The following is a 20308-nucleotide window of genomic DNA, read 5'->3' on the forward strand; positions in this document are numbered from 1 at the left end:
CGCATGACTAACAAGTGCATCACGCCAACGCCTCACAACCAATCAGCATTCACTAGCGTTAAAACGCGTACATTCTTTTATCAGTTGATAACTCGAAACAGTACTGTGCGTGTTTTTCAAGACATTCAAACACTTCTCTATCTAACTTATAGTTTTCAACATAGTCTCTCAAAATAGCCATCGTCTGTTCTAACGTCATACCAGCACGATAAGGACGTGATTGAGATAATGCTTGGAATACATCTACCACAGCGACGATCCGACTCGGTTGATCCAGCTCTTCCGCCGTTTTACCAATTGGGTAACCTGATCCATCTAACCTTTCATGATGATTGGATGCCCATTGGCATACCTGAGGAGAACTAAACAGCTCTTGCAGTGCGAATCGAGTGTCCGTTGCGTGGCGTTTAATACAGCAATACTCCTCTTCGGTCAGCAAATCCGGCTTATGAAGAATGTCATTAGGTGTTTGCAGTTTGCCGATATCATGAACTAGCCCTGCTAAATAGAGTTTACGCTGAGTTGTGTATGAATAACCCAACTGCTTGGCGAGATATTCAGAAAGCTGCCCGACTTTCAACGAATGCTTAAAAGTAAACGAACTTTTTGTATCAACAACATTGGCGATAAACTCGGCAAAGGCCACCGTCTCGTCCAGCGACATTTGCTGAGAGAAGAATGGCACAGGCTCAAAGTTATCCCTCATGTTCTCGATGTAAGGGATTTCCATCGAGAACCAAAAATCATCCAGATCGACCAGCTCGCACATATGTTGCACAAGGTTGGTTTCGAACATCTCGTCCGCTTGTTCAGTCAAACGTTCAATAATGCTCGCTTTTCCATCTGGTGTTAAATTTCCATAACGATCAGAAGAGGTTATGCCGTATAGATAATCGACTCTGTCGGCAAGCATCACGATCGCGGCCAATTCTTTTTCTAACTCGCTGATATGAATCGTCTTTAACTCAGCCCACGGGGTATGATGATAAAGAACCGGCTTAGCGAATATAGAAAGAACTGGGCACTCTTTTAAGATTTGGTAGCCCTTCTGACAATGGTGATAGCTCGAGTCGGGCACAAACCCAGAAGTTAAGCTGAGCTGCTCATCAATTTGCGATACGCCACAGTCGTGAATTAACCCTAATGAGAACGCAAGTTGGGCCTGCTCTTCTTCCCACCCGACGCTCAGAGCACATCGATACGCGATATAACCTACCCTCTGCCCATGGTTTTTGCTTTCAAAACCGACGTTATCAAGCGCCTTAGCAATACCAAATAGAGCCTTTCTTAGGTCTACGGTTACCTCTTGGCAATGTTGAATCATTATTTAAGCCTAGCATTTTTATAGTTTTTATATATTTAGGCTGCTAATACTAATGCATAGCTAATGATTATATACACAACTATTGTAAGGTTTAATGAGTTTCGTGATAGAACTAACGTATCACGAAAAATCCGTGCTACAAGTGGTTGCATATTGAAAATCATGCGACATTATAGTCTGCCGACCAAAAATCACTAAATCATCAGCCAAAAGAAAAGGAAAGACATGTTTAAAACGATTATCGATAACGAACTATCCATCGCATTGGTTGAAGAGAGTTTCGCTTCTCACTATGCGGAAATTTCACGAAGTCAGAATGAGTATCTAAGCCAATGGCTTGTGTGGCCACCACATTGTAAAACCGAGCAAGACTTTAGGATCTTCATCCAGCGCTCGCTACACGATTATGCGGAAGGGAAAAGCATGACATGTGCGATTGTGTATAAAGACAATATCGTCGGTAACTGTAGCTTCAACACCATTGACCACAACAAACAGAAAGTCACGATAGGTTACTGGCTGTCTGAATCGTACCAAGGTAAAGGGATAGTCACCCGTGTGGTCGAAAAACTGATTGATATTGCTTTCAATAAGTTAGATATGGAAAAGATTGAAATATCAGCTGCCACTGAGAACATGAGCAGCCGTAAAGTTTGTGAGCGCTTACATTTCACGTTAGAAGGTATTATAACTCGTAATGAGAACTTGAATGGCCGCATCGTAGACCACGCCATTTATGGTCTTCATCGCTCTAAGCTCTAAGCTCTAAGCAGTCACTATTATGTAAATGAGCATACTAAAAAGCCACGGTATTCGACCGTGGCTTTGTTATTTTACGAACCTAGAACCTAAGTAGCCCTCAGAGCGCCCAGTTATACGGTCTTAGGAATCACGATACTGAACTTAGCTCCACCATGGTTGCTGTCATCGATTTTGATATCCCAAGAAAGCTTTTTAGCCGCTGAAATCGCAATCGCGAGGCCTAACCCCAAACCACCCGTTGTTGAGGTTCTGCTTGAATCTAGACGGGAAAACGGAAGAAATACTTCATCACGACTGTCTTCTGGGATTCCAGAACCATTATCTTCAATAACCACTAGCCAATTTTCTGAATTCTCATCCAGTGTCATCCACACCTCATCGCGCGTGTAATTACCCGCGTTTTTGAGAATATTATCGAAGACCAAACGTGCCATTGAGCAGTCACACTTAATCTTGCAATCTTGCCCTACTTTGGATTCAAAGAGCACATTGTCTAACTGAGAGTAACGAATACGATCGAGACAGTACTCATGAAGATCAGAGGTCACTTTAACGAGCTCAAAGAATGAGTTATCCATGACATTCAACTTCGACAGCATGATAATTTCTGAAGTGAGATCGTTGATATCCTCAATGTAGGTATCAATATCATCGAAAAGCGCCTGATGATGGTCGGGGGCTCCCCTTCTTAGAATATCGGTCGCCAGCTGAATACGACTGAGCGGGGTGCGCACCTCATGTGGGATAGCTTGAGCAAAGATGTGGCTTTGTTTCACTTTGCTCTCGATCTCTTCCGCCATGAAGTTAAAGCTGCTGGCCAAATCAGACACTGGATGAATGTCGTCTAGATCAGAACGAGTACTGAGTTTCCCTCGACCAAACTGTTTTTGCTTCTCAACTAGCAACTCGATTCTTTCTTGAAAACGCCTCACAGGTAAGTAAACACTTGCGCCGATCGCGACAATAATGGCGAACAAAAGCCCGAGTAAAAAGTTTCTTTCTGAATCTTCATACCATTCAATTTCAGGAGAGAAAAAATCCCCTACCTCACTGAACGCGAAACTAAATTTAGAATTTGGAAGTTGAAACACCGCCGAGTACAGATCGTTATCACTGAGGTATATAGGTACACCATTTAAAGTGGTAAATAACTCGCATCGTTGGCATGGAGCCTCTCCCGACCAATTATCTAACAGGCGTAAATTGAAGATATAAAATTGTTGGTAGCCTGTTCTATCGAGTTCTTTATAAAGTGAATTATATTGATTGTGCTGACGGGTATACTGCTCAACGAAGTAAATACCATCATTTAGGAAAGTTTCGATCTCGGTTCTTCGCATGTGCCCTTCACCTAGGTTCACAAACAAAAAGATCGTTGCCGACATACCAACCACAATCCCAAGATACAATCGAGCAAACATCGAAACAGAACGAAGTTTCGCAGTCATGAACTTACGCAACCAGCATGTACCCCTTATTGCGAACCGTACGGATCAACTGTTTGTCTTTTGCGTGAATGCGTAGTTTTCGTCTTAAACCGGAAACTCGCATATCAATAGAACGATCATTAAAAGCATAATCAATCCCTCTAAATAACTGGCAGCACTGGTCTCGAGTCACGACCTGACAGATGTTATTCACAAGAAGGTTTAAGATTTCAAACTCGGCAGAAGTAAGCTTAAGATTTTGCCCATACAGAGTGGCACTTTGAGCAATATTGTTGATCACAATATCGCATTGCTTTTCAGCCATTTTTTCTGGCGCGATAGCAATAGGAGCAGCTCGACGTAATAACGCTTCAATTCGCGCCAACAAAGCATGGCCACGAATAGGCTTTGCAACGTAATCATCCGCGCCAAACTTAAATAAGCTTACCTCACTCATTTCATCGGCAGAGGCGGTCAACACTAAAATTATTCCATTGTAAAACTCTCGAGCCTGACGGCAAATTTGAGCGCCACTCATGCCTGGAAGCATCAAGTCCAACAGCACTAAATCAGGTTCAATACTGCGGATCGCTTCAAGTGCTAAATTCCCTTCATGAACAACGCTAACATCGTAGCCTTCAGCTTCTAGGTAAAGCGTAGTTAAACGAGCTATCTCTTGGTCATCTTCGACAATGAGCACTTTGGTTTTCGACATTCCTATCACCCGTATTTATTAAAAGCGAGGGCAGTATATATACTGCTCATATATCATCAATGTTGTGATTCGAGCCTCACTTTTACCGTACGCAAAATATTGTAATCACTTTTGTACATACACGTTTACAAAACGCAGTGCTTAACCACCAGTACGCCTTAGTTTAAGAAGGTTGGCCATCAATAACTCGCTATTCACGGTGTTTTAATTGCCTATACAACGCTTACGTTTGCTTTATTTTCTTACTCACACTTACATTTAAGGCATTTACAAAACCCAATCAAATAAACCCTCCAAATAGTAATGACTTGTCGGTTAATATCACTGACAAATGACATATTTATAGGTTTAAAATCCGAACATATCGTTCAACAGTCGAAAGAAAACGATTACGTTACCCACCAGCCAGTGTTTTGCATTTTCAGGGCCTCGGCAGGCGCTATTAAGCAATATCTTCTTCAAGTAATATTCATGAAATTGATAATTCGATCCAGCATTTGCTAATCACCACTACCACACAGGGTCCACTTTAAGATGAATAAACCGCTTTCACTGTTACTGACCAGCCCCCCTTTATTTTCAACGCAGTTATTAGCTGATAACAATAAACAAGAAATAGTGAATCCGATTCAAGCGCAGGCAAATTCTTGGATAAACATTCAGGTCGCGCCAAAAATAACATTCGTCAAAAGATGGGCTTCAACTGTGAGTTCTATAGCGCGCTCCTTTCTGTAGCACTTTTTTCTTCTTCAACACGGCTTTTAACGGCTGTTGAAGACCAGAATTCAATTTGATAAGCGCCTACTGAATGCATGAGTTCGGTAGGCACTGTTCGACCAACACATCAGTTCACCGAGTTCAATATGATGACCAATTATCAACCTTTCGAGCATCTCAAGTGTCCTATTTGGATATATGATATTGATAATAAAAGAATAACTTGGGCAAATAGTAACGCGCTCCCCCTCTGGGAGTCTGAGTCGATGTTTGAGCTGACATCACGTGACTTTAGTGTCGAGATGTCAAAAGCGATAGAAGCAACACTGGAAGAATACCAAAGACAATTTCTACGTAACGAAAGCATCAAAACATGGTGGAACTTCACGCCAAACCACATTTCCAAACGTGCATTATGCCTATTTTCTGGGATCCCATTGCCCGATGGTCGAACTGGGATGTTGGTACAAGTCATTGCCGAAGAGGGCAGCCTAAAGCACGACTTAGCTTGCTCTGATGGCGCAAATCTATCCCTTCTATTTGATAACTCGGGAGACGTAGTGAGCGCTAACTCCGCATTCTTTCAAAGCTATGGTTCACCGTTTAGTACCCTATCCGACTTCGTTTCAAGTGAAGAGGCAGCAGCACAATGGTTGTTTGCTGCGCGTAAAGGCCGCGAGATTTTAGAAGAAGTCAGCTGCGAAATAGATAACAAAATTCATCACTTTGACGTTCAAGGAAAATGGCTATTTGATAAAAGCGAGCTTCTGTTAAACCTCACCTGTACAACTAAACAGAAAGAGAAGTTGATCAAAGCCAGATACAACGCTGAGCACGACTGTTTAACTGAGCTTTACAATCGCCGCGGTATCACCAACCTTTTGGAAACCAGTATTGCCTATCGCTCGCCCTTTGAGTTGATGTTTGTCGACCTTGATGGCTTCAAATTGGTCAATGATACTTATGGACACAGTGTCGGTGACCAACTACTTAAGCAGGTTGGCGAACGTCTTAAACACCTCGTCGACGAAACGTGCATGATCGGTCGATTTGGTGGCGACGAATTCATTGTTATTGCCCACGCCTGCCGAAATCACAATATCCCGCTGCTCTGCTCTCGTATTATTGAAGCCTTGAACAAGAGTTTCCACATCAGAGGGATTGGCACCTTGTCTGTTGGTTGCAGCATCGGTACCGCTCATTTCCCTGATAATGCCGTCGATCAAGAGTCACTGCTCAAGCAAGCGGGTATGGCGATGCATATGGCCAAAACAAATGGACGAAATCGATTTCAAACTTTTACACCTTGTCTAGCACAAACCCTTCACCGCAAGGTAGAGATCCGTCATCGACTCACGCATGCCTTAGAGAATGACGACCTCAACCTTCATTACCAACCGATAATGAACACTAACAGCGACAAGGTGAAAGGATTTGAAGCCTTACTTCGATGGTCGGACGAAGAACTAGGTGACATAGCTCCTGACGAATTTATTACCTTAGCGGAGGAGAGTGGGCAAATAGTTCCTCTCGGAAAATGGGTTCTCAATTCCGCACTCAAACAGTTATCGATGTGGCAACGAGAGTTTGATAATGAGTTGATGATGAGCATCAATATCTCGAGTATTCAGATGCACGCTACCTTTGCCGAACAGTTATTGGCAATGCTGAACTTCTACAACATCCAGCCTCAAAGCGTTGCCCTTGAAATCACGGAGTCTTCCATGATCTTCAAGCATGGTGAAGTCAGACAAGCATTAAGTGATATATCAAAATTAGGCATAGAACTTCACCTTGATGACTTTGGCACAGGGTACTCCTCACTCTCAATGTTGCATGACTTGCCAATTAGCACCGTTAAACTCGATAAAAGTTTTGTCCATGGTTCGCACAAAGGGAGCAAAGCAATAGTCCAAGCCACTCATGCTATCTGCGATAAACTGGGGCTAAAAGTAGTTGCTGAAGGCGTCGAGACCGAAACGCAAAAATCGTTCTTGATCGATTGTGGGTACCAGTATCTTCAAGGGTTCTTGTTTAGTAAGCCCATCCCGTCAAATGAAGTCGAAAGACAATTTTTAACGGGTCGATTAATAGACATTTAAAAACTTATTTATCAATAAGTTAGAGTTTTGAACACTTCGTAGTCCAGAGAGTGATACCCGTATCAACGCTTACGTATGCTTACATTGCGGCCAACAACGACAAACCGAAGTTAAAGTATTGTTTATTATGCAATTATTGAGAATAATCAACCTGTAAGCCATATAATAGATATACCTACCTTCTGTAATGGCTTTGGTATTTAGATTACCCTCATGCAGCCCCTCAATCAGATCAAATAATCGGTAAATATGAGAAGACAAAACGGCTTCACTCTCTTAGAACTTATCATCGCAGTCTTAATTTTGGCTATCCTGTCTGCCACGGCTATGGTCAAGTTCTTAAACGTTCAAGGAAGCGCCCGTGCGAGTAAAATACACGACGTAGCGGGTAACCTACGTACCGGTATCGATATGATTTACGCCAAGTCTGCGATTGCTGGCGTTGAGGGAGAGTGCAACTATGTAGAAAAAACGGAAATTGAAACCTACTACGTCTGTCACGGCTACCCAATAGCTTATGTGGATTCACTAAGAAGACTGCTCAATATCGACAGAACAGAGCTTCACGTGATCAACAAAGAAGTCGATCCTGGCAGCAATGCCGAAAGAGTAGCAGCTATCTCTTTTGACGCAGATAACTACACCTATTCACCTGAAGGTGACTTTTGTCAGGTACTCTATCAACCAGAAAAAGAACCTCAAATCGTCGTACTTGATGGCGCATGTTAAATACTCAACGATTTTACTCATTCAGAAGTTAGAGCTAAGCCATCGAGACAGATCTTTGAATATCATCTGGTTACGATAAATTTGTTCAAAAATAATACGAATAGGGTTAAGTTGTTGCTACTTACATCTTTAAGTGCTGTTTACGTTATAACATGAACTTAATTCATATCTTATTTTTTATAATTAGCCTGTAAAGATCTACATAGGTGCATTTCTGATATAGATATCAATAGTGTTTTGGTTAAACACCTTTCGTAAATAGATAGGTATAAATATATAATTATATAATTATAAATAGCATCCTCGTGCTATCTAAAACTTCCCACCTAAAAATTTCATTATTTAATAATACGTAATAATACAAATAAAGCAGACTCAAAATACAATATTATCAATTCCATCATCTAGCCATATAATTCAATTACTAAAATCATGTCTTAATTAAGTTGTAATTAATATTACATAAATTGACATAATCTAAGTTTATCCTGAAAAATTCTGATAAATCTCACACATCAATAAACCGAATGAATACCATCAAAAGCTACATTAGAAACCTCTAAATCCAGTAGCTAAATCTTCCACATAGAAGCGGTGAAATGGATAAATACCAAAACAAATGGATAAATCCCTTTTATCCCTTGTAAATCATTGGCTTTCATTTATAAATTCAACTTTTGGATGAACATCTCCATAACCTTTCATTCAAGCCCAAATTCTGCGATTAGTATCAACATCTTAAGAGAAAATGGTGACATTTTGGTTATATTATTTGGAAAGGACTCTTAGGTTGAATGAAAATCCCAGCCAATACACATCAATCACATAAATATAATAACTGTCGCTTAGGAGTTGAGCCATGCACTGTTCTTTCAATATAAACAACAATAATGAGAGCTTGCAACTGATCTACAATGAAGAAAAGATATATATCAAGAACAACAGCAATAAGATATCAGAGGAAAGTCTTAATAGTAAAGAGAGTTTTGTATTCAAATACCTTATTGAGCACTCATCAATATCTAACCCTCAATCTGCACGAGATGTTGAAGAGTCTTTTAAATTACATTTTGATGAAGAGTTTAGTTTGTATGCATTAAAAAACATCATCGCCTCAATAAGAAAGAAATATCGAAACTTATGTAAAAAAGCAAAGATAGATAATAATAGCGAACTTATCTCTAACCTTTATAAGGTGGGTTACTTCATCGATCTCGATAAGAGCTCTACAAACTGCGTCGCATCAAAGTACGACATCAATCAATTCAAGCCCAGTCAGATAGAAATGTTGAAAATGATGTTCAACACCTATCATAGAGAACTGATTAAGGCTCTGATAACCGTGTTTACCATCTCTTCATTTTTCCTCTTCGTTGTCTACTTTTTCCAAATCCTTTATACGACGAAGATTGCAGATGAATACAGCGAAAACACCAAACATATTGCTGAAGAAATCATGCTCTATGGTTGTGATAACCAAGGGGCTGTGCACTCATTAAGACATTCACTCAACCTAGATTCTGTCATCATGACTACGTCTTATGGTTCATGTTATATCTCCAAAACACGCTCGAAAATGGTAAACCTTGATCAAGTTGATGACTTTTACGATAGTACCGATTTCGCTTATTCACGCTTCGTAGATACTAAGCGTGACATTGACCTAACGGTGCGTATTTCTACACGCTCTATTGAAGCTCGATACAAGAACTCACTATTGCCTCTGTTAGTCGACTCGGTCTCTATCCAGAAGAATGGTTATTACATTCTGAACCTTGGTAAAGAAAGTAAAGCTATCTATCAAACACCGCTTCCTACCGGCGCAACCATTGCCTTTTACAGTGACGATATTGTCGTACTGTGGACTGCGCTTTCTCTGATTCTCGCCACACTGCTTTATCGCTCCTATATTCTGGGCTTTATAACCTACCTATTTCGTTGGAAACACATCTCCTTTGAAGAAGAGCCCATCATCAACACCGAAGACAACAGCGTTCTGTATTACGAGTTGCTATCTCGAGTTCGTAACGTCGGCGTTTTAAGCTTCATCAACACCATGAGACGCACCAATTTACTCACCTTTCACACTATCTTGCTCATCGAGACGGTCAGAAAAGCCAAATTACACAACAGCCATGAGATCTATGGTGTCAACGTGTGTCCGAGCGCTTTGGTGGGGTCGAACTTCGCAAGGCTCAGAGAGCATTTAGCCGCGATGGAAGCGAATGAATTTGTCGTCGAGATTACTGAATATTCGAACATTGGCTATGGATGCGAGGTTATCGATAACATTAAGGATATCAAAAAGCTTGGTATCACCATCGCTCTGGATGACTTTGGTACAGGCAATAACAACATCGAAATCATCAATGTTATCTCTCCGACCTATCTAAAACTGGATCGTTGCTTTGTTAAGGATATCGAGTCAGGAGAGCACCATCAGGGCGTATTGCTTAATATCTCTGAGATTGGACGCTTATCAAATATCACGATGATTTATGAAGGTGTCGAGACGCGCAGGCAGCAATATATCTTGTGTCAGCTAGGCTACAACTTACATCAAGGCTATCTGTATAGCCGGCCCAATAACTCAGAGGAGCAATAGGCCCCCCTAACAGAAATCTTGACGAGCAACACCATTTCCTATTCAAATAATCATCGCTCATACAGCTGCTTGAAAGCCCACAAGGACGTTGGCTTCAAGTACCCTCCCCGCCAAACATGCTTTATCCAAATATAAAAATATCCGATCCATTTTCATAAAACCCTTGCCAATTCGAATAAAAAGGTTAGTGTTATACACATGTATATCACCATGCAGTTTTAATTATGACCGAATGGAAAGACGACCAACCGATTTTTAGGCAGCTTGCCGCAAAGATCAGTGACCAAATTCTTCAAGGTGTTTGGTTAGAGCAACAAGCATTACCCTCTGTGCGTGCGGTTGCTGCCGATCTCAAGATCAACCACCTTACTGTCATGAAAAGCTATCAGTTACTGGTGGATGAAGACTTGGTAGAGAAAAAACGCGGCCAAGGCATGTATGTGGCCGAAGGGGCACTTCAAAAATTGAAAGAGTCTGCACACAAATCATTCATCAACACACAGATCCCAGCCATCGCTGAGACGCTAGGCATCATTGATATGAGTGTCGAAGAACTCGTGAAACAGCTAGCACAACATATAAAGGACAAGTCATGAGTACTTTACTTTCCGTGAAAAACGTAACCAAAACCTATTCAAATCAAGTGGGTGTCGAAAACATCAGCTTTGAGTTAAAGCCAGGGCAAGTACTTGGTCTGCTGGGCCACAATGGCGCAGGTAAATCGACTCTGATCAAATCACTGCTTGGTGGACACAACTATCAAGGTGAGATTGAAGTAAACGGCTACCACCCTATCCACCAGCACGCTGAGCTCATGCAGCACTTGTCGTACATCTCAGATGTTAACGTGTTACCAGAGTGGATGACGGTTAAACAACTGCTTCGATACACACAAGGTGTGCACCCTAGCTTCAACAAGCAAAAAGCAGAGCAGACATTAAGCAGCACCAACATTAAGTTGTCTTCTACTATCAAGCAGCTTTCTAAAGGGATGAAAGTACAACTTCACCTTGCGATCATCATCGCGACTGACACTCAAGTGTTGATCTTAGATGAGCCTACACTGGGCTTAGATTTGCTGTACCGCGATACTTTTTATCGCCACCTACTAGAATGGTTCCACGACGGTGAACGCGCCATGATCATTGCAAGCCATGAGGTTTCAGAAATTGAACACCTATTAACGGATGTACTGATTTTGAAGCAAGGTCATTGTGTCCTGCAAAAAAGCATGGAAGACATCGAGCACGACTACTTCATTATCGAAGTCGCAAACAACCATTCAAGCGAGATACAGAAACTTAACCCACTCACCTCTCAGCCTGGGTTAGGGACGACTAAGTGGCTATTAGAAGGTCAATACAAAGCGCAGGTTGAATCACTGGGTAACATCTATAACGTTGGTCTAGCAGACCTATTCCTTGCAACACAGACGGAGAAGGCATAATGCATCCAAGTTTTTACATGCTAGAAAAAGAACTCATCGAGCACAAAGTTAACACTCGATTGCCTCTGTTTGTCGCATTATGTGGTTTCTTACTGTTCGTTGGTCTGTTCTTTAATGGCGCAGCGCAACATGAGTTTTTCTTTGAAATGCAAGTGAATGGTGACGTGAGCGACATCCACAGAGAGTTCGCACAAGATCTCAACTCAGTAATCTACTTTGGCGCGGGCCTTATTTCACTGATCCTGTCGACGCTATATATCCCTAAAACGCTGCGTAAAGAACGCCAAGAAGGCAGTTCAATGTTTTGGAGAAGTATGCCGGTATCCAATGCAATGACTCACGGCGTGAAGCTAGGCTTCGGTTTAGTGGTTATTCCGGCTATCTGTGCATTGTTAGTGCTGTTCGCAGATTTTCTATTCTGGATATTGAACGTCTCAAGTGAGCAACAACTGGCGCTATTGGTTGAGCAGCGATCTCTGTTTTATGTGCTGAGCAACTGGGTCGTGTTTTTTGGACGAATGATGTTAGTTGCACTGGTTTTATTGCCACTGGCAACTATCACTCTAGCTATTTCGCAGCTGGTGAACTCTCCGCTGCTTGTCATTTTTATCTCAAGCTATGCGATTAAGTTCCTCTCTGTCGCCGTGTTTGGGTTCTATGGCATCAATGATTTCCTATCTCTCATTGCGTCATTACCAATGAATGTGCTCATAGCAAGCAACCCATTCAGCGCGATTGCAGAAGCGCCTATTTTATCTTTAGGTATTTACGCATTGATTGGTGTTGGTGGTTATCTACTGAGCCTGAAATTGAATAGAACGGACGATGTAAGCTTGAAGACGCTGTTCCAACGATAGAGTCATCTATCCTGATCGGATAACATCAGATATCAAAATCTAAATCAAAGCTTCTGAGAAATCGGGAGCTTTTTTTGATCACGACTTTGCCAATACAGATATGGGTAACAAGAACAAAGGGACAAAAGGGTTTTAGTTAGGAGTAACAGAGTGAAGCGACAAGAGAATCTAAGAGGAGGTATTAATGAGCTGACATTGAATGCATTGTTGTTAATGCCTGTCAGCTCTTTGGAGGATGATTTCTTTAGTCGCCGACCAGATGAAGGTCCTTGAGAGTGCTAATGAAATCGATTTGTTACGTTTTACATTTGATTAAGCTTTTCAGCTTTTTTTATCTTAAAGCTTTACGATTTAAAGCTTATTTCTTTGAAGCTTCTTTCGCTGTGTCTTTCCAGTATTGGATGCGAACGCGATGAAGCTGTGCTCTTCTCATTTTTTTCATAAGGGATATTTCCTTTTCTTTAACTGCTCTTCATGAGCTATTTTTATTGCCAACCATTCGAATCTAACGGTGTTTGATGTCCAGATCAATGATACAAATCACAAAATTTATAGAGTTTTGAGTACCATTTACATCAAAGTATGACCTAGCTACCAACTATGGACCAATTTAATATCTTAAGCCGTTGTTCGAAATTTAGATTAGTTATCTCAGATGACAAATTCATTTCAGTATCAATACAGTTCAATGATACGTACTTAATAGACCGGACCAACGCGGATTTAGTTCCAACATCTTATCTTTTATTACTCACCTTACCCGCAAAGTTACAGCGTAACCAACCCTATCTTCAATGTGAACAATTAATCGCCACATCAGCCTATACGTCACAACATCAAAATGGGATTATGTTTGTAATGGGTAGAGCTTTTTATAGAAGAAAGCCGTAGTGAATAAAATTAAATGGACGTAATTATGAGTAAAGTAATTCTGCAAGGGCATATTCTAGTGCCAGACAACGACCTAAAATCCGTCACACAAGCCTTGGTTGTACACAAAGAACTGACACTGGAAGAACCTGGTTGTATCGTGTTTCGAGTCAGTCAAAGCACGCTTCAACCTAATCGCTTTGAAGTGTATGAAGAATTCACTAGCCGAGAAGCATTCGAAGCGCACCAACAGCGAGTAAAAACGTCTGAATGGGGTGATCTTTCCAAGAACGTGACTCGTCATTATCAAGTCACCGATGTTCCGACATCATAATGATACATCCGCTTGCCAATAGTATCGTCACATTGATCAAACAGGATCCCTTACGAATGCAGGTTTTAGACTGTGTCTCTCAGTTGGATTTACCGCAGTGTTATGTTGCTGCAGGCTTTGTGAGAAACCTCGTTTGGGATCACCTACATGGCTATGCCTCCCCGACTCCACTCAATGATATTGATGTGATCTACTTTGATCCCATTGATACCTCTTACGAATCGGATTTTAGATACGAGGCTCAGCTTAAACAATGCTTACCCGAACTGCATTGGCAAGTTCGCAATCAAGCCTGCATGCACACTAGAAATGGAGATGAACCTTACCAAGGCTCATTGGATGCGATGAGTTACTGGCCAGAGAAAGAAACCGCAGTCGCCGTAAAGCAAAATCTTAATGGAGACATCGAGTGTATTTCATCTTTTGGTTTAGAGAGTTTGTTTGATTTGCAAATCACACCCAATCCAAAGCGTAGCCGAGATATCTTTGGTCAAAGAGTACAATCCAAGGACTGGCTTACCCAGTGGTCCAAGTTAACTATTAGTTGTTAGAGTCCGAAAAGTGCCTTTGTCGCTCGTACTAATTAGTTGCCAATTTTATACATTAATATGTTTGATATAAACTATGGTTAATATTATCTCATACTCATATAAGGTAGCTATTATGTCGATCATACGTGCGTTACCAATACTTTTAAGCTTAGTTATCATTGGGTGTGCTGATACACATAAACTTCAGATTACGGATGTAAACTCGACAGCTAAATTTGAAACAAGTGATTCAGTTTTAATTGCCCGCTCAAAGAATGGGGAGTATGGGAAGCACTATTATTCAGGCTCAGGACTAATGGTGAGTAAAGCTCTTCAATCAGAGTTATTCACAAAACTAAACAACGTCGCAATCGCTAACCAAGCAGCTGATTACAATTTTGTCCTTGAATATGCGAAAAGCAATGAGTTCAACTACTTAATTTTTCCTACCATATTACACTGGGAAGATCGCGCGACTGAATGGTCAGCAAAGCCAGATAAAGTAAGGGTAAAAATTACAGTTGTTGATGTTAAAACAAAAGTAATTATTAAGTCTGGCATAATCGAAGGAAAAAGCGGGCTAGCTACCTTTGGCGGTGACCACCCACAAGATTTATTGTCAGAGCCGGTCAGCGAATTCATGGCTAGCCTATTGAATTAAGTATTTATCGTGGTGATTCAATAATTGAGCTCTATTGCGTAGACAACATCAACTCTACCTTATGATGCCGTAGTTAACATAGTTAACCTTTATCGAATCAAAACTTTACCTCTGTACTAAAACCATTGACTAAAAGCCCAATCAGATCGAACATGCCCCCACTTGTTAGCTTATTAATTTATTAGCTTAGTAACTAATCAACTCATCAACCGCGCGCGACCACTAACTGCTGCGCTCTCTCGTCATACTGAGTAACGACCATGAACCAACAATACATGCTGCAAGCTCTTGAAGCTTCGCGCCAAGCCCTACCCGATTGCCAACCAAACCCACCAGTGGGCTGTGTTTTGGTTAAGAACGATAAGGTGGTGTCTGTTGGGTACACACAAAAAGTCGGTGGAAACCACGCCGAGGTTGAAGCACTGAATGGCTATGACAGCAAAACGGACGGAACAATGGAAGAGGTTACCGCTTACGTAACTTTAGAGCCATGTTCATTTGTTGGCAGAACACCCGCTTGTGCCAATACATTGGTTAAAGCAGGTGTAAAACACGTAGTCGTGGCGATGCTAGACCCAGACCCTCGCAATAATGGTCGTGGTGTTGCGATACTTGAATCGCACGGCGTGAAAGTGGATGTAGGGCTATGCCAAGCACAAGTGAGCGCTTTTCTAACCCCGTATCTTGGTAAGTCTTAGCTCTTAAACAGCCAACGCTAACTCAATTTGACTCGATAAAGCGGATTGACTGGCTTATCGACAAAATACGACCAAATATGATCGTAGACGGCATGTTGGTTGGGGAACGGCGCAAGTGCTTTCGCTTCCTCTAAATCGCACCAGCGGTACTCTGTATGTTCGTCATTCAGTTCAATCGTTTGGTTGGGCGGGCATAGCACCGCAAACACTGGGATTAGCTGAATCACATTAACGTGAGCCTCGTAAAACTGCTCCAGAAACTGCGCGTTATACAAGGCTTCCACTTTAATTTGGGTCTCTTCTTCAAACTCGCGCACGATAGCCTGCCAACCTGTTTCACCTGCTTCAATCGAGCCTGCGACATGGCACCAAAACTCGCCCTTCACACGCTTCATTAGTAGCATTTTCATTTGTCCGTCGATCTCTGAAATAGCGACACCGGATACAATCGAAGTATTGAGTGGAATCATAACGTTACCTTAGATTGAAAAAGAGGGCGGCAAGGCTACCACCCTTCATTTGTGAAGTTGTCTTCTTTGATTAAAAACGAGAGGCCACTCATCAATTTATAAACATCAAGCGTAACTCTTGAGGTTTGTATATCTAATAACAACCTTTGTACCCAGTCATTGAGCGATTCTTATTTGAGGCGTATTTCGATAAAGAGTAGAATCGCCGTCTTGTACTGTGTTTCTTCACTTTTGTTTTTAGCGCATCAGTTTTTAGACTCTCACACAGTAGACTCACACCCATTTATCACCACGATATAAGTATTAAGACGACTATGCACTCATCAAACTCAACGCACGACTCAGATAACGGCCACACACCTGAGCATTGCTTCACCCGCTTTCAACAGCCGATCGAGTCATATTCGTTGCCTGAGCGTTTCACCTTCCCGTTCTATTATGAACCACACGCACTGTGTGAAATCGCTTCTCATCAGCTTCAACAATATCTAGAAACTCAAACCGACTGGCAGCATGACTTCGGACTGGATTCTGACGCTGGTCGCGGCAAAATGTTTGGTGTGTTACTGGTGAAAAGCCCTGAAGGTGAATTGGGTTACTTCTCTGCATTCTCTGGAAAAATCGCCGACCAAAACCTACTGCCTCACTTTGTGCCACCCGTATTCGACATGTTGAGCAGCGACAGCTTTTTCCATCAAGACACAGCCGACATGATGGCTGTGAATGCGAAATTTAAAGCGCTGCAAGCAAACGCTGATTACCTTGAACTGTGCGAGCAACTGGCACAACAAAAAGCACAAGCTGAACAAGAGATTGAAGCTCAGCGTTTATTAATTATAGAAGGCCGAAAAACACGTAAAGAACAGCGTGAACAAGGTAAAGAAAACCTTGATGAGCAAGCCTTCGAACAGCTAAATAGCGAGTTAAACAAGGCCAGTGTTGCCGACAAAAATCAGCAAAAATATCTCAAGCTCAACTGGGAACAGATCTTAAACGAGTTACAAATCAAAGTTGATGTGTTCACTAATCAATTAGCTGAACTCAAAGAGCAAAGAGCACACCTTTCTCATCAACTTCAGCATAAACTGTTTTCACAATACGCTTTCCAAAATGCGGAAGGTAACATTGAGGATCTCAACCAGATCTTTGAAGACACGCCAAACAAAATACCACCAGCAGGTTCTGGCGAGTGTGCCGCACCCAAGCTTTTGCAATACGCGTATTTAAACGGTTACACACCATTGGCACTGGCTGAATTTTGGTGGGGTCGTTCACCGAAATCGGAGATCCGTAAACACAAGAAATACTACGCCTCTTGCCAAAGTAAGTGTGTACCGATTTTAGGCCATATGATGAAAGGCCTAGAGGTGGATCCAAACCCATTACTAGAGAACCCAGCAGAAGGAAAAGACCTCGATATCCTGTTCCAAGATGAACACATTGTTGTAGTACACAAACCAGCAGGTTTTCTATCCGTGCCGGGTAAAAACATTAAAGATTCGGCCTACACACGCGTTCAAGAAATGCACCAAGATGTTGAAGGGCCATTTGTTATCCACCGTTTGGATATGGCGACCTCTGGCATTCTGATATTTGCTTTAACACGACGTGCGAACAAAAGCTTACAGAAGCAGTTCATTACTCGTGAAGTTGAGAAGCGATATGTCGCAATGATTGAAGGTGTTCTAGACCAAGATGAAGGCTATATTCGACTGCCATTGCGTGGTGACTTGTATGACCGCCCTCGTCAGATTGTTTGCTTTGAACACGGCAAGCCTGCAGAAACCAAATGGGAAGTGATTGAGCGAAACGAACAAACCACTAAGGTTTACCTGCACCCTAAAACAGGCCGTACACACCAGTTACGTGTTCACTGTTCACACCAAGAAGGGCTTAACATGCCTATCGTGGGTGATGGCCTATATGGTAATAAAGCCGACCGACTGCACCTACACGCAGAAAGACTTGCACTGCACCACCCAGTCACCAAAGAGTGGATGGAGTTCCAGTTCGACGCTGAATTCTAAAATCTCTCATTAGTACCGAGCTTTAAAAAAGGAGTCACACCGCTTGTGGCTCCTACCTCTTTTGGGTATATCTCCACGCTTATTGCACTACATCAAGATTCACTTTGTTGTGAAGAGTAGCATGCCCACCTTCTTCTCTCCTTGAGGCCTTTGATATGTCATCAGCTGCTTTGAATTTGCCCCACAACACACGAACTTCTTCTCTGATAACTGCGCAAGCACCAAGCTTGAAACCACTAGCAACCAAAAAGCCTAATCTAAATTTGGCAATGCTAAGCTTAATTGAAGAAGTTAAAAACGAACTCCCACTTTACGAATCGGAGACGTTTATCTGTGGGCCAAAAGGAAACTGCTCGGGTTGCTCTAAGAAACTACTAGAGATGGTCGACAGTGAGTTAATGTATTGGGAGCACAGTATTTCCATTGGCCAAGGCCCCAACTTCGAGGAACTGCGCCGCTTTGGTAAGCTTTGCAGCAGCGTTCGACGTGGTTTAGAGCGTAACGGTTTAGTCGAAAAACGCCCAAAGAAAAGATAACAAGCCAAATCGATAATCATTACAATGTGTCGTTGGCGATCACAAGCCACCCTGCTACTAACTGATTGAACTCGTTAGCTATAAAAGTAATAATGTTTTGTAATACAATTCAGTGCGCAGACCGACTTCGTAGATTCGAACTCATAGAGATAAGCTCATCGATACTTTCACCATATTCTTGAACGACTCTATCCTTCTTGTCTGACGTGCCTAGCCTTCTGTATATCAATATCACATCAATTAGAAACCGACCTTGGACAACGGAGAGCCACCTTGAAGAGACCACAACCAGTACTGGGAAAGACCGGTATGCTATTTTTTCTCGTCATAATAAGTGCTTTCCCTCCATTGACTATCGACCTTTACTTACCTGCGCTTCCGCAGATGGTCGAGGTGTTTAATACTGATCGATCCATGGTCAACCTAACCCTGAGCAGCTACTTCGTTACTTACGCCATCGGTCTTTTGTTCTGGGGGCCGCTCAGCGAAAAATTTGGTCGTAAGCCGATCCTATTGATTGGATTAGCGGGCTATATGGTCGCTAGCATATTGTGCGCGATGACCAATAGCATCGAACAGTTGATTGGTGCTCGTGTATTCCAAGCCTTTGTGGGCAGTGCCATCACCGTTATCGCGACTGCCATTGTAAAAGATCTTTATGACGGCCGAGAACGTGAAAAGATCATGGCGACTATCATGTCACTGGTGATCATCGCACCAATGGTTGCGCCTGTGTTTGGAGCCTTTTTACTGAAAATTGCTTCTTGGCGAATGATGTTTGTTACGCTCGCCATTTTTGGTGCATTTGCGTCAGTATTAGCTTGCTGCTACCAAGAAACACTCGAAAACAAATACCAAGGTTCCATATTCCGCTCATGGGGAAGAATGGGCGTGGTCATGAAAAACCGCTCGTTCGTCAAGCTGCTGGTCATTTTCTCTATCATACCGATGGCGTTGATGGGCTTTCTTGCGGCGGGTTCTTATATCTACATCGATCACTTTGGATTGACCGAACAACAGTTTAGTTACGCGTTCGCATTCAATGCATTGTGCGCCTCATTTGGTCCAACAATTTACATGAAGTTGTCCTACCGAATGCCGGTTCAAAAGGTCATCTCAGGATGTTTTGCTTTATTAGCGCTTGCGGGAATCTTCACTCTAACCATTGGCGACCTGTCCCCTTGGTTCTTCATGTTCATCGCTGCACCAGCGACATTAATGGCGATCATCATGCGAGTACCGGGTACCAACTTGATGTTGAATCAACAAGATCATGACACGGGCTCTGCCGTCGCACTGATACAGTTCTTCAGCATGATTTGTGGTTCGCTTGGCATGGTGTTGGTTTCAATCCGCCCAGATTCACTGATTGAAAACCTAGGCTTTATTCAATTATCCGTCGGTACGTTAGGCGGCCTGATGTGGCTAATGGTCAGAAACAAAGAGTTCGTGACTAATAAGCTGAATTAGGCGCATCCAAAATAACTAAGTTTGTAC

The 20308-nt window shown here is 42.2% G+C and carries 18 protein-coding genes; 14 read left to right on the top strand and 4 right to left on the bottom strand.

Annotated features, from left to right (window positions below):
- Nucleotides 1-58: 58 nt before the first annotated feature.
- The gene (locus L3V33_RS04435) at nucleotides 59-1324 is read right to left on the bottom strand and encodes an HD-GYP domain-containing protein (protein ID WP_237289327.1); all 1266 of its coding nucleotides are present in this window, start codon (nucleotides 1322-1324) and stop codon (nucleotides 59-61) included.
- A gap of 225 nt (nucleotides 1325-1549) precedes the next feature.
- Between L3V33_RS04435 and L3V33_RS04440 the strand changes: the two genes are divergently transcribed.
- On the top strand, nucleotides 1550-2086 hold the full coding sequence (locus tag L3V33_RS04440; protein WP_114635598.1) for a GNAT family protein: 537 nt from the start codon (nucleotides 1550-1552) through the stop codon (nucleotides 2084-2086).
- Between the two features lie 110 nt (nucleotides 2087-2196).
- Here the strand turns inward: L3V33_RS04440 and L3V33_RS04445 are convergent, their stop codons facing one another.
- Nucleotides 2197-3546: a HAMP domain-containing sensor histidine kinase gene (locus tag L3V33_RS04445; protein ID WP_054547151.1), complete on the bottom strand. Its 1350-nt coding sequence runs from the start codon at nucleotides 3544-3546 to the stop codon at nucleotides 2197-2199.
- Entirely contained in the window at nucleotides 3539-4228 is a 690-nt protein-coding gene (locus tag L3V33_RS04450) for a response regulator transcription factor (RefSeq protein WP_054547152.1), read from the bottom strand. The genes L3V33_RS04445 and L3V33_RS04450 overlap by 8 nt, the downstream gene beginning before the upstream one ends.
- 812 nt (nucleotides 4229-5040) lie before the next feature.
- Between L3V33_RS04450 and L3V33_RS04455 the strand changes: the two genes are divergently transcribed.
- The 10 genes from L3V33_RS04455 to L3V33_RS04500 all read left to right on the top strand — a co-directional run bounded on the left by L3V33_RS04455 (nucleotide 5041) and on the right by L3V33_RS04500 (nucleotide 15778).
- On the top strand, nucleotides 5041-7047 hold the full coding sequence (locus tag L3V33_RS04455) for an EAL domain-containing protein (protein WP_237289329.1): 2007 nt from the start codon (nucleotides 5041-5043) through the stop codon (nucleotides 7045-7047).
- Nucleotides 7048-7296: 249 nt separating this feature from the next.
- Nucleotides 7297-7776 (top strand): type II secretion system protein, encoded by a 480-nt coding sequence (locus L3V33_RS04460; protein WP_017079599.1) that lies wholly within the window; start codon nucleotides 7297-7299, stop codon nucleotides 7774-7776.
- Between the two features lie 859 nt (nucleotides 7777-8635).
- Complete coding sequence (locus L3V33_RS04465; RefSeq protein ID WP_237289331.1) at nucleotides 8636-10381, top strand: EAL domain-containing protein; 1746 nt, start codon at nucleotides 8636-8638, stop codon at nucleotides 10379-10381.
- A gap of 224 nt (nucleotides 10382-10605) precedes the next feature.
- Nucleotides 10606-10977, top strand: a complete 372-nt coding sequence (locus L3V33_RS04470; RefSeq protein ID WP_237289340.1) for a GntR family transcriptional regulator — start codon at nucleotides 10606-10608, stop codon at nucleotides 10975-10977.
- A complete protein-coding gene (locus L3V33_RS04475) occupies nucleotides 10974-11828 on the top strand; it encodes an ABC transporter ATP-binding protein (RefSeq protein WP_171310849.1) in 855 nt (284 codons plus the stop codon). Before L3V33_RS04470 ends, L3V33_RS04475 begins: the two co-directional genes overlap by 4 nt.
- A complete protein-coding gene (locus L3V33_RS04480; protein ID WP_237289342.1) occupies nucleotides 11828-12685 on the top strand; it encodes a hypothetical protein in 858 nt (285 codons plus the stop codon). The genes L3V33_RS04475 and L3V33_RS04480 overlap by 1 nt, the downstream gene beginning before the upstream one ends.
- A 916-nt stretch (nucleotides 12686-13601) precedes the next feature.
- On the top strand, nucleotides 13602-13889 hold the full coding sequence (locus L3V33_RS04485; RefSeq protein ID WP_065205828.1) for an antibiotic biosynthesis monooxygenase: 288 nt from the start codon (nucleotides 13602-13604) through the stop codon (nucleotides 13887-13889).
- Nucleotides 13889-14440 (top strand): nucleotidyltransferase family protein, encoded by a 552-nt coding sequence (locus L3V33_RS04490; protein WP_237289343.1) that lies wholly within the window; start codon nucleotides 13889-13891, stop codon nucleotides 14438-14440. The genes L3V33_RS04485 and L3V33_RS04490 overlap by 1 nt, the downstream gene beginning before the upstream one ends.
- Nucleotides 14441-14552: 112 nt before the next feature.
- Nucleotides 14553-15080 (top strand): DUF4823 domain-containing protein, encoded by a 528-nt coding sequence (locus tag L3V33_RS04495; RefSeq protein WP_237289345.1) that lies wholly within the window; start codon nucleotides 14553-14555, stop codon nucleotides 15078-15080.
- A 260-nt stretch (nucleotides 15081-15340) separates the two neighbouring features.
- Nucleotides 15341-15778, top strand: a complete 438-nt coding sequence (locus L3V33_RS04500) for a bifunctional diaminohydroxyphosphoribosylaminopyrimidine deaminase/5-amino-6-(5-phosphoribosylamino)uracil reductase RibD (RefSeq protein WP_171310852.1) — start codon at nucleotides 15341-15343, stop codon at nucleotides 15776-15778.
- 17 nt (nucleotides 15779-15795) lie between these two features.
- Here the strand turns inward: L3V33_RS04500 and L3V33_RS04505 are convergent, their stop codons facing one another.
- Complete coding sequence (locus tag L3V33_RS04505; protein ID WP_065105316.1) at nucleotides 15796-16248, bottom strand: NUDIX domain-containing protein; 453 nt, start codon at nucleotides 16246-16248, stop codon at nucleotides 15796-15798.
- Nucleotides 16249-16562: 314 nt separating this feature from the next.
- Between L3V33_RS04505 and L3V33_RS04510 the strand changes: the two genes are divergently transcribed.
- From L3V33_RS04510 to L3V33_RS04520, 3 genes are all read left to right on the top strand, one after another.
- Nucleotides 16563-18275, top strand: coding sequence for an RluA family pseudouridine synthase (locus L3V33_RS04510; RefSeq protein ID WP_237289346.1), 1713 nt, complete (start codon nucleotides 16563-16565; stop codon nucleotides 18273-18275).
- 155 nt (nucleotides 18276-18430) lie between these two features.
- Nucleotides 18431-18811 carry a hypothetical protein gene (locus L3V33_RS04515; RefSeq protein WP_171308027.1) on the top strand — a complete coding sequence of 127 codons (381 nt, stop codon included), beginning with the start codon at nucleotides 18431-18433 and terminating at the stop codon, nucleotides 18809-18811.
- Nucleotides 18812-19120: 309 nt separating this feature from the next.
- Entirely contained in the window at nucleotides 19121-20281 is a 1161-nt protein-coding gene (locus L3V33_RS04520) for a multidrug effflux MFS transporter (protein WP_237290168.1), read from the top strand.
- The last annotated feature ends 27 nt before the right edge of the window (nucleotides 20282-20308 follow it).

It is taken from the genome of Vibrio sp. A2-1, assembly GCF_021728355.1.
Classification (GTDB): Bacteria; Pseudomonadota; Gammaproteobacteria; order Enterobacterales; family Vibrionaceae; genus Vibrio; species Vibrio splendidus_K.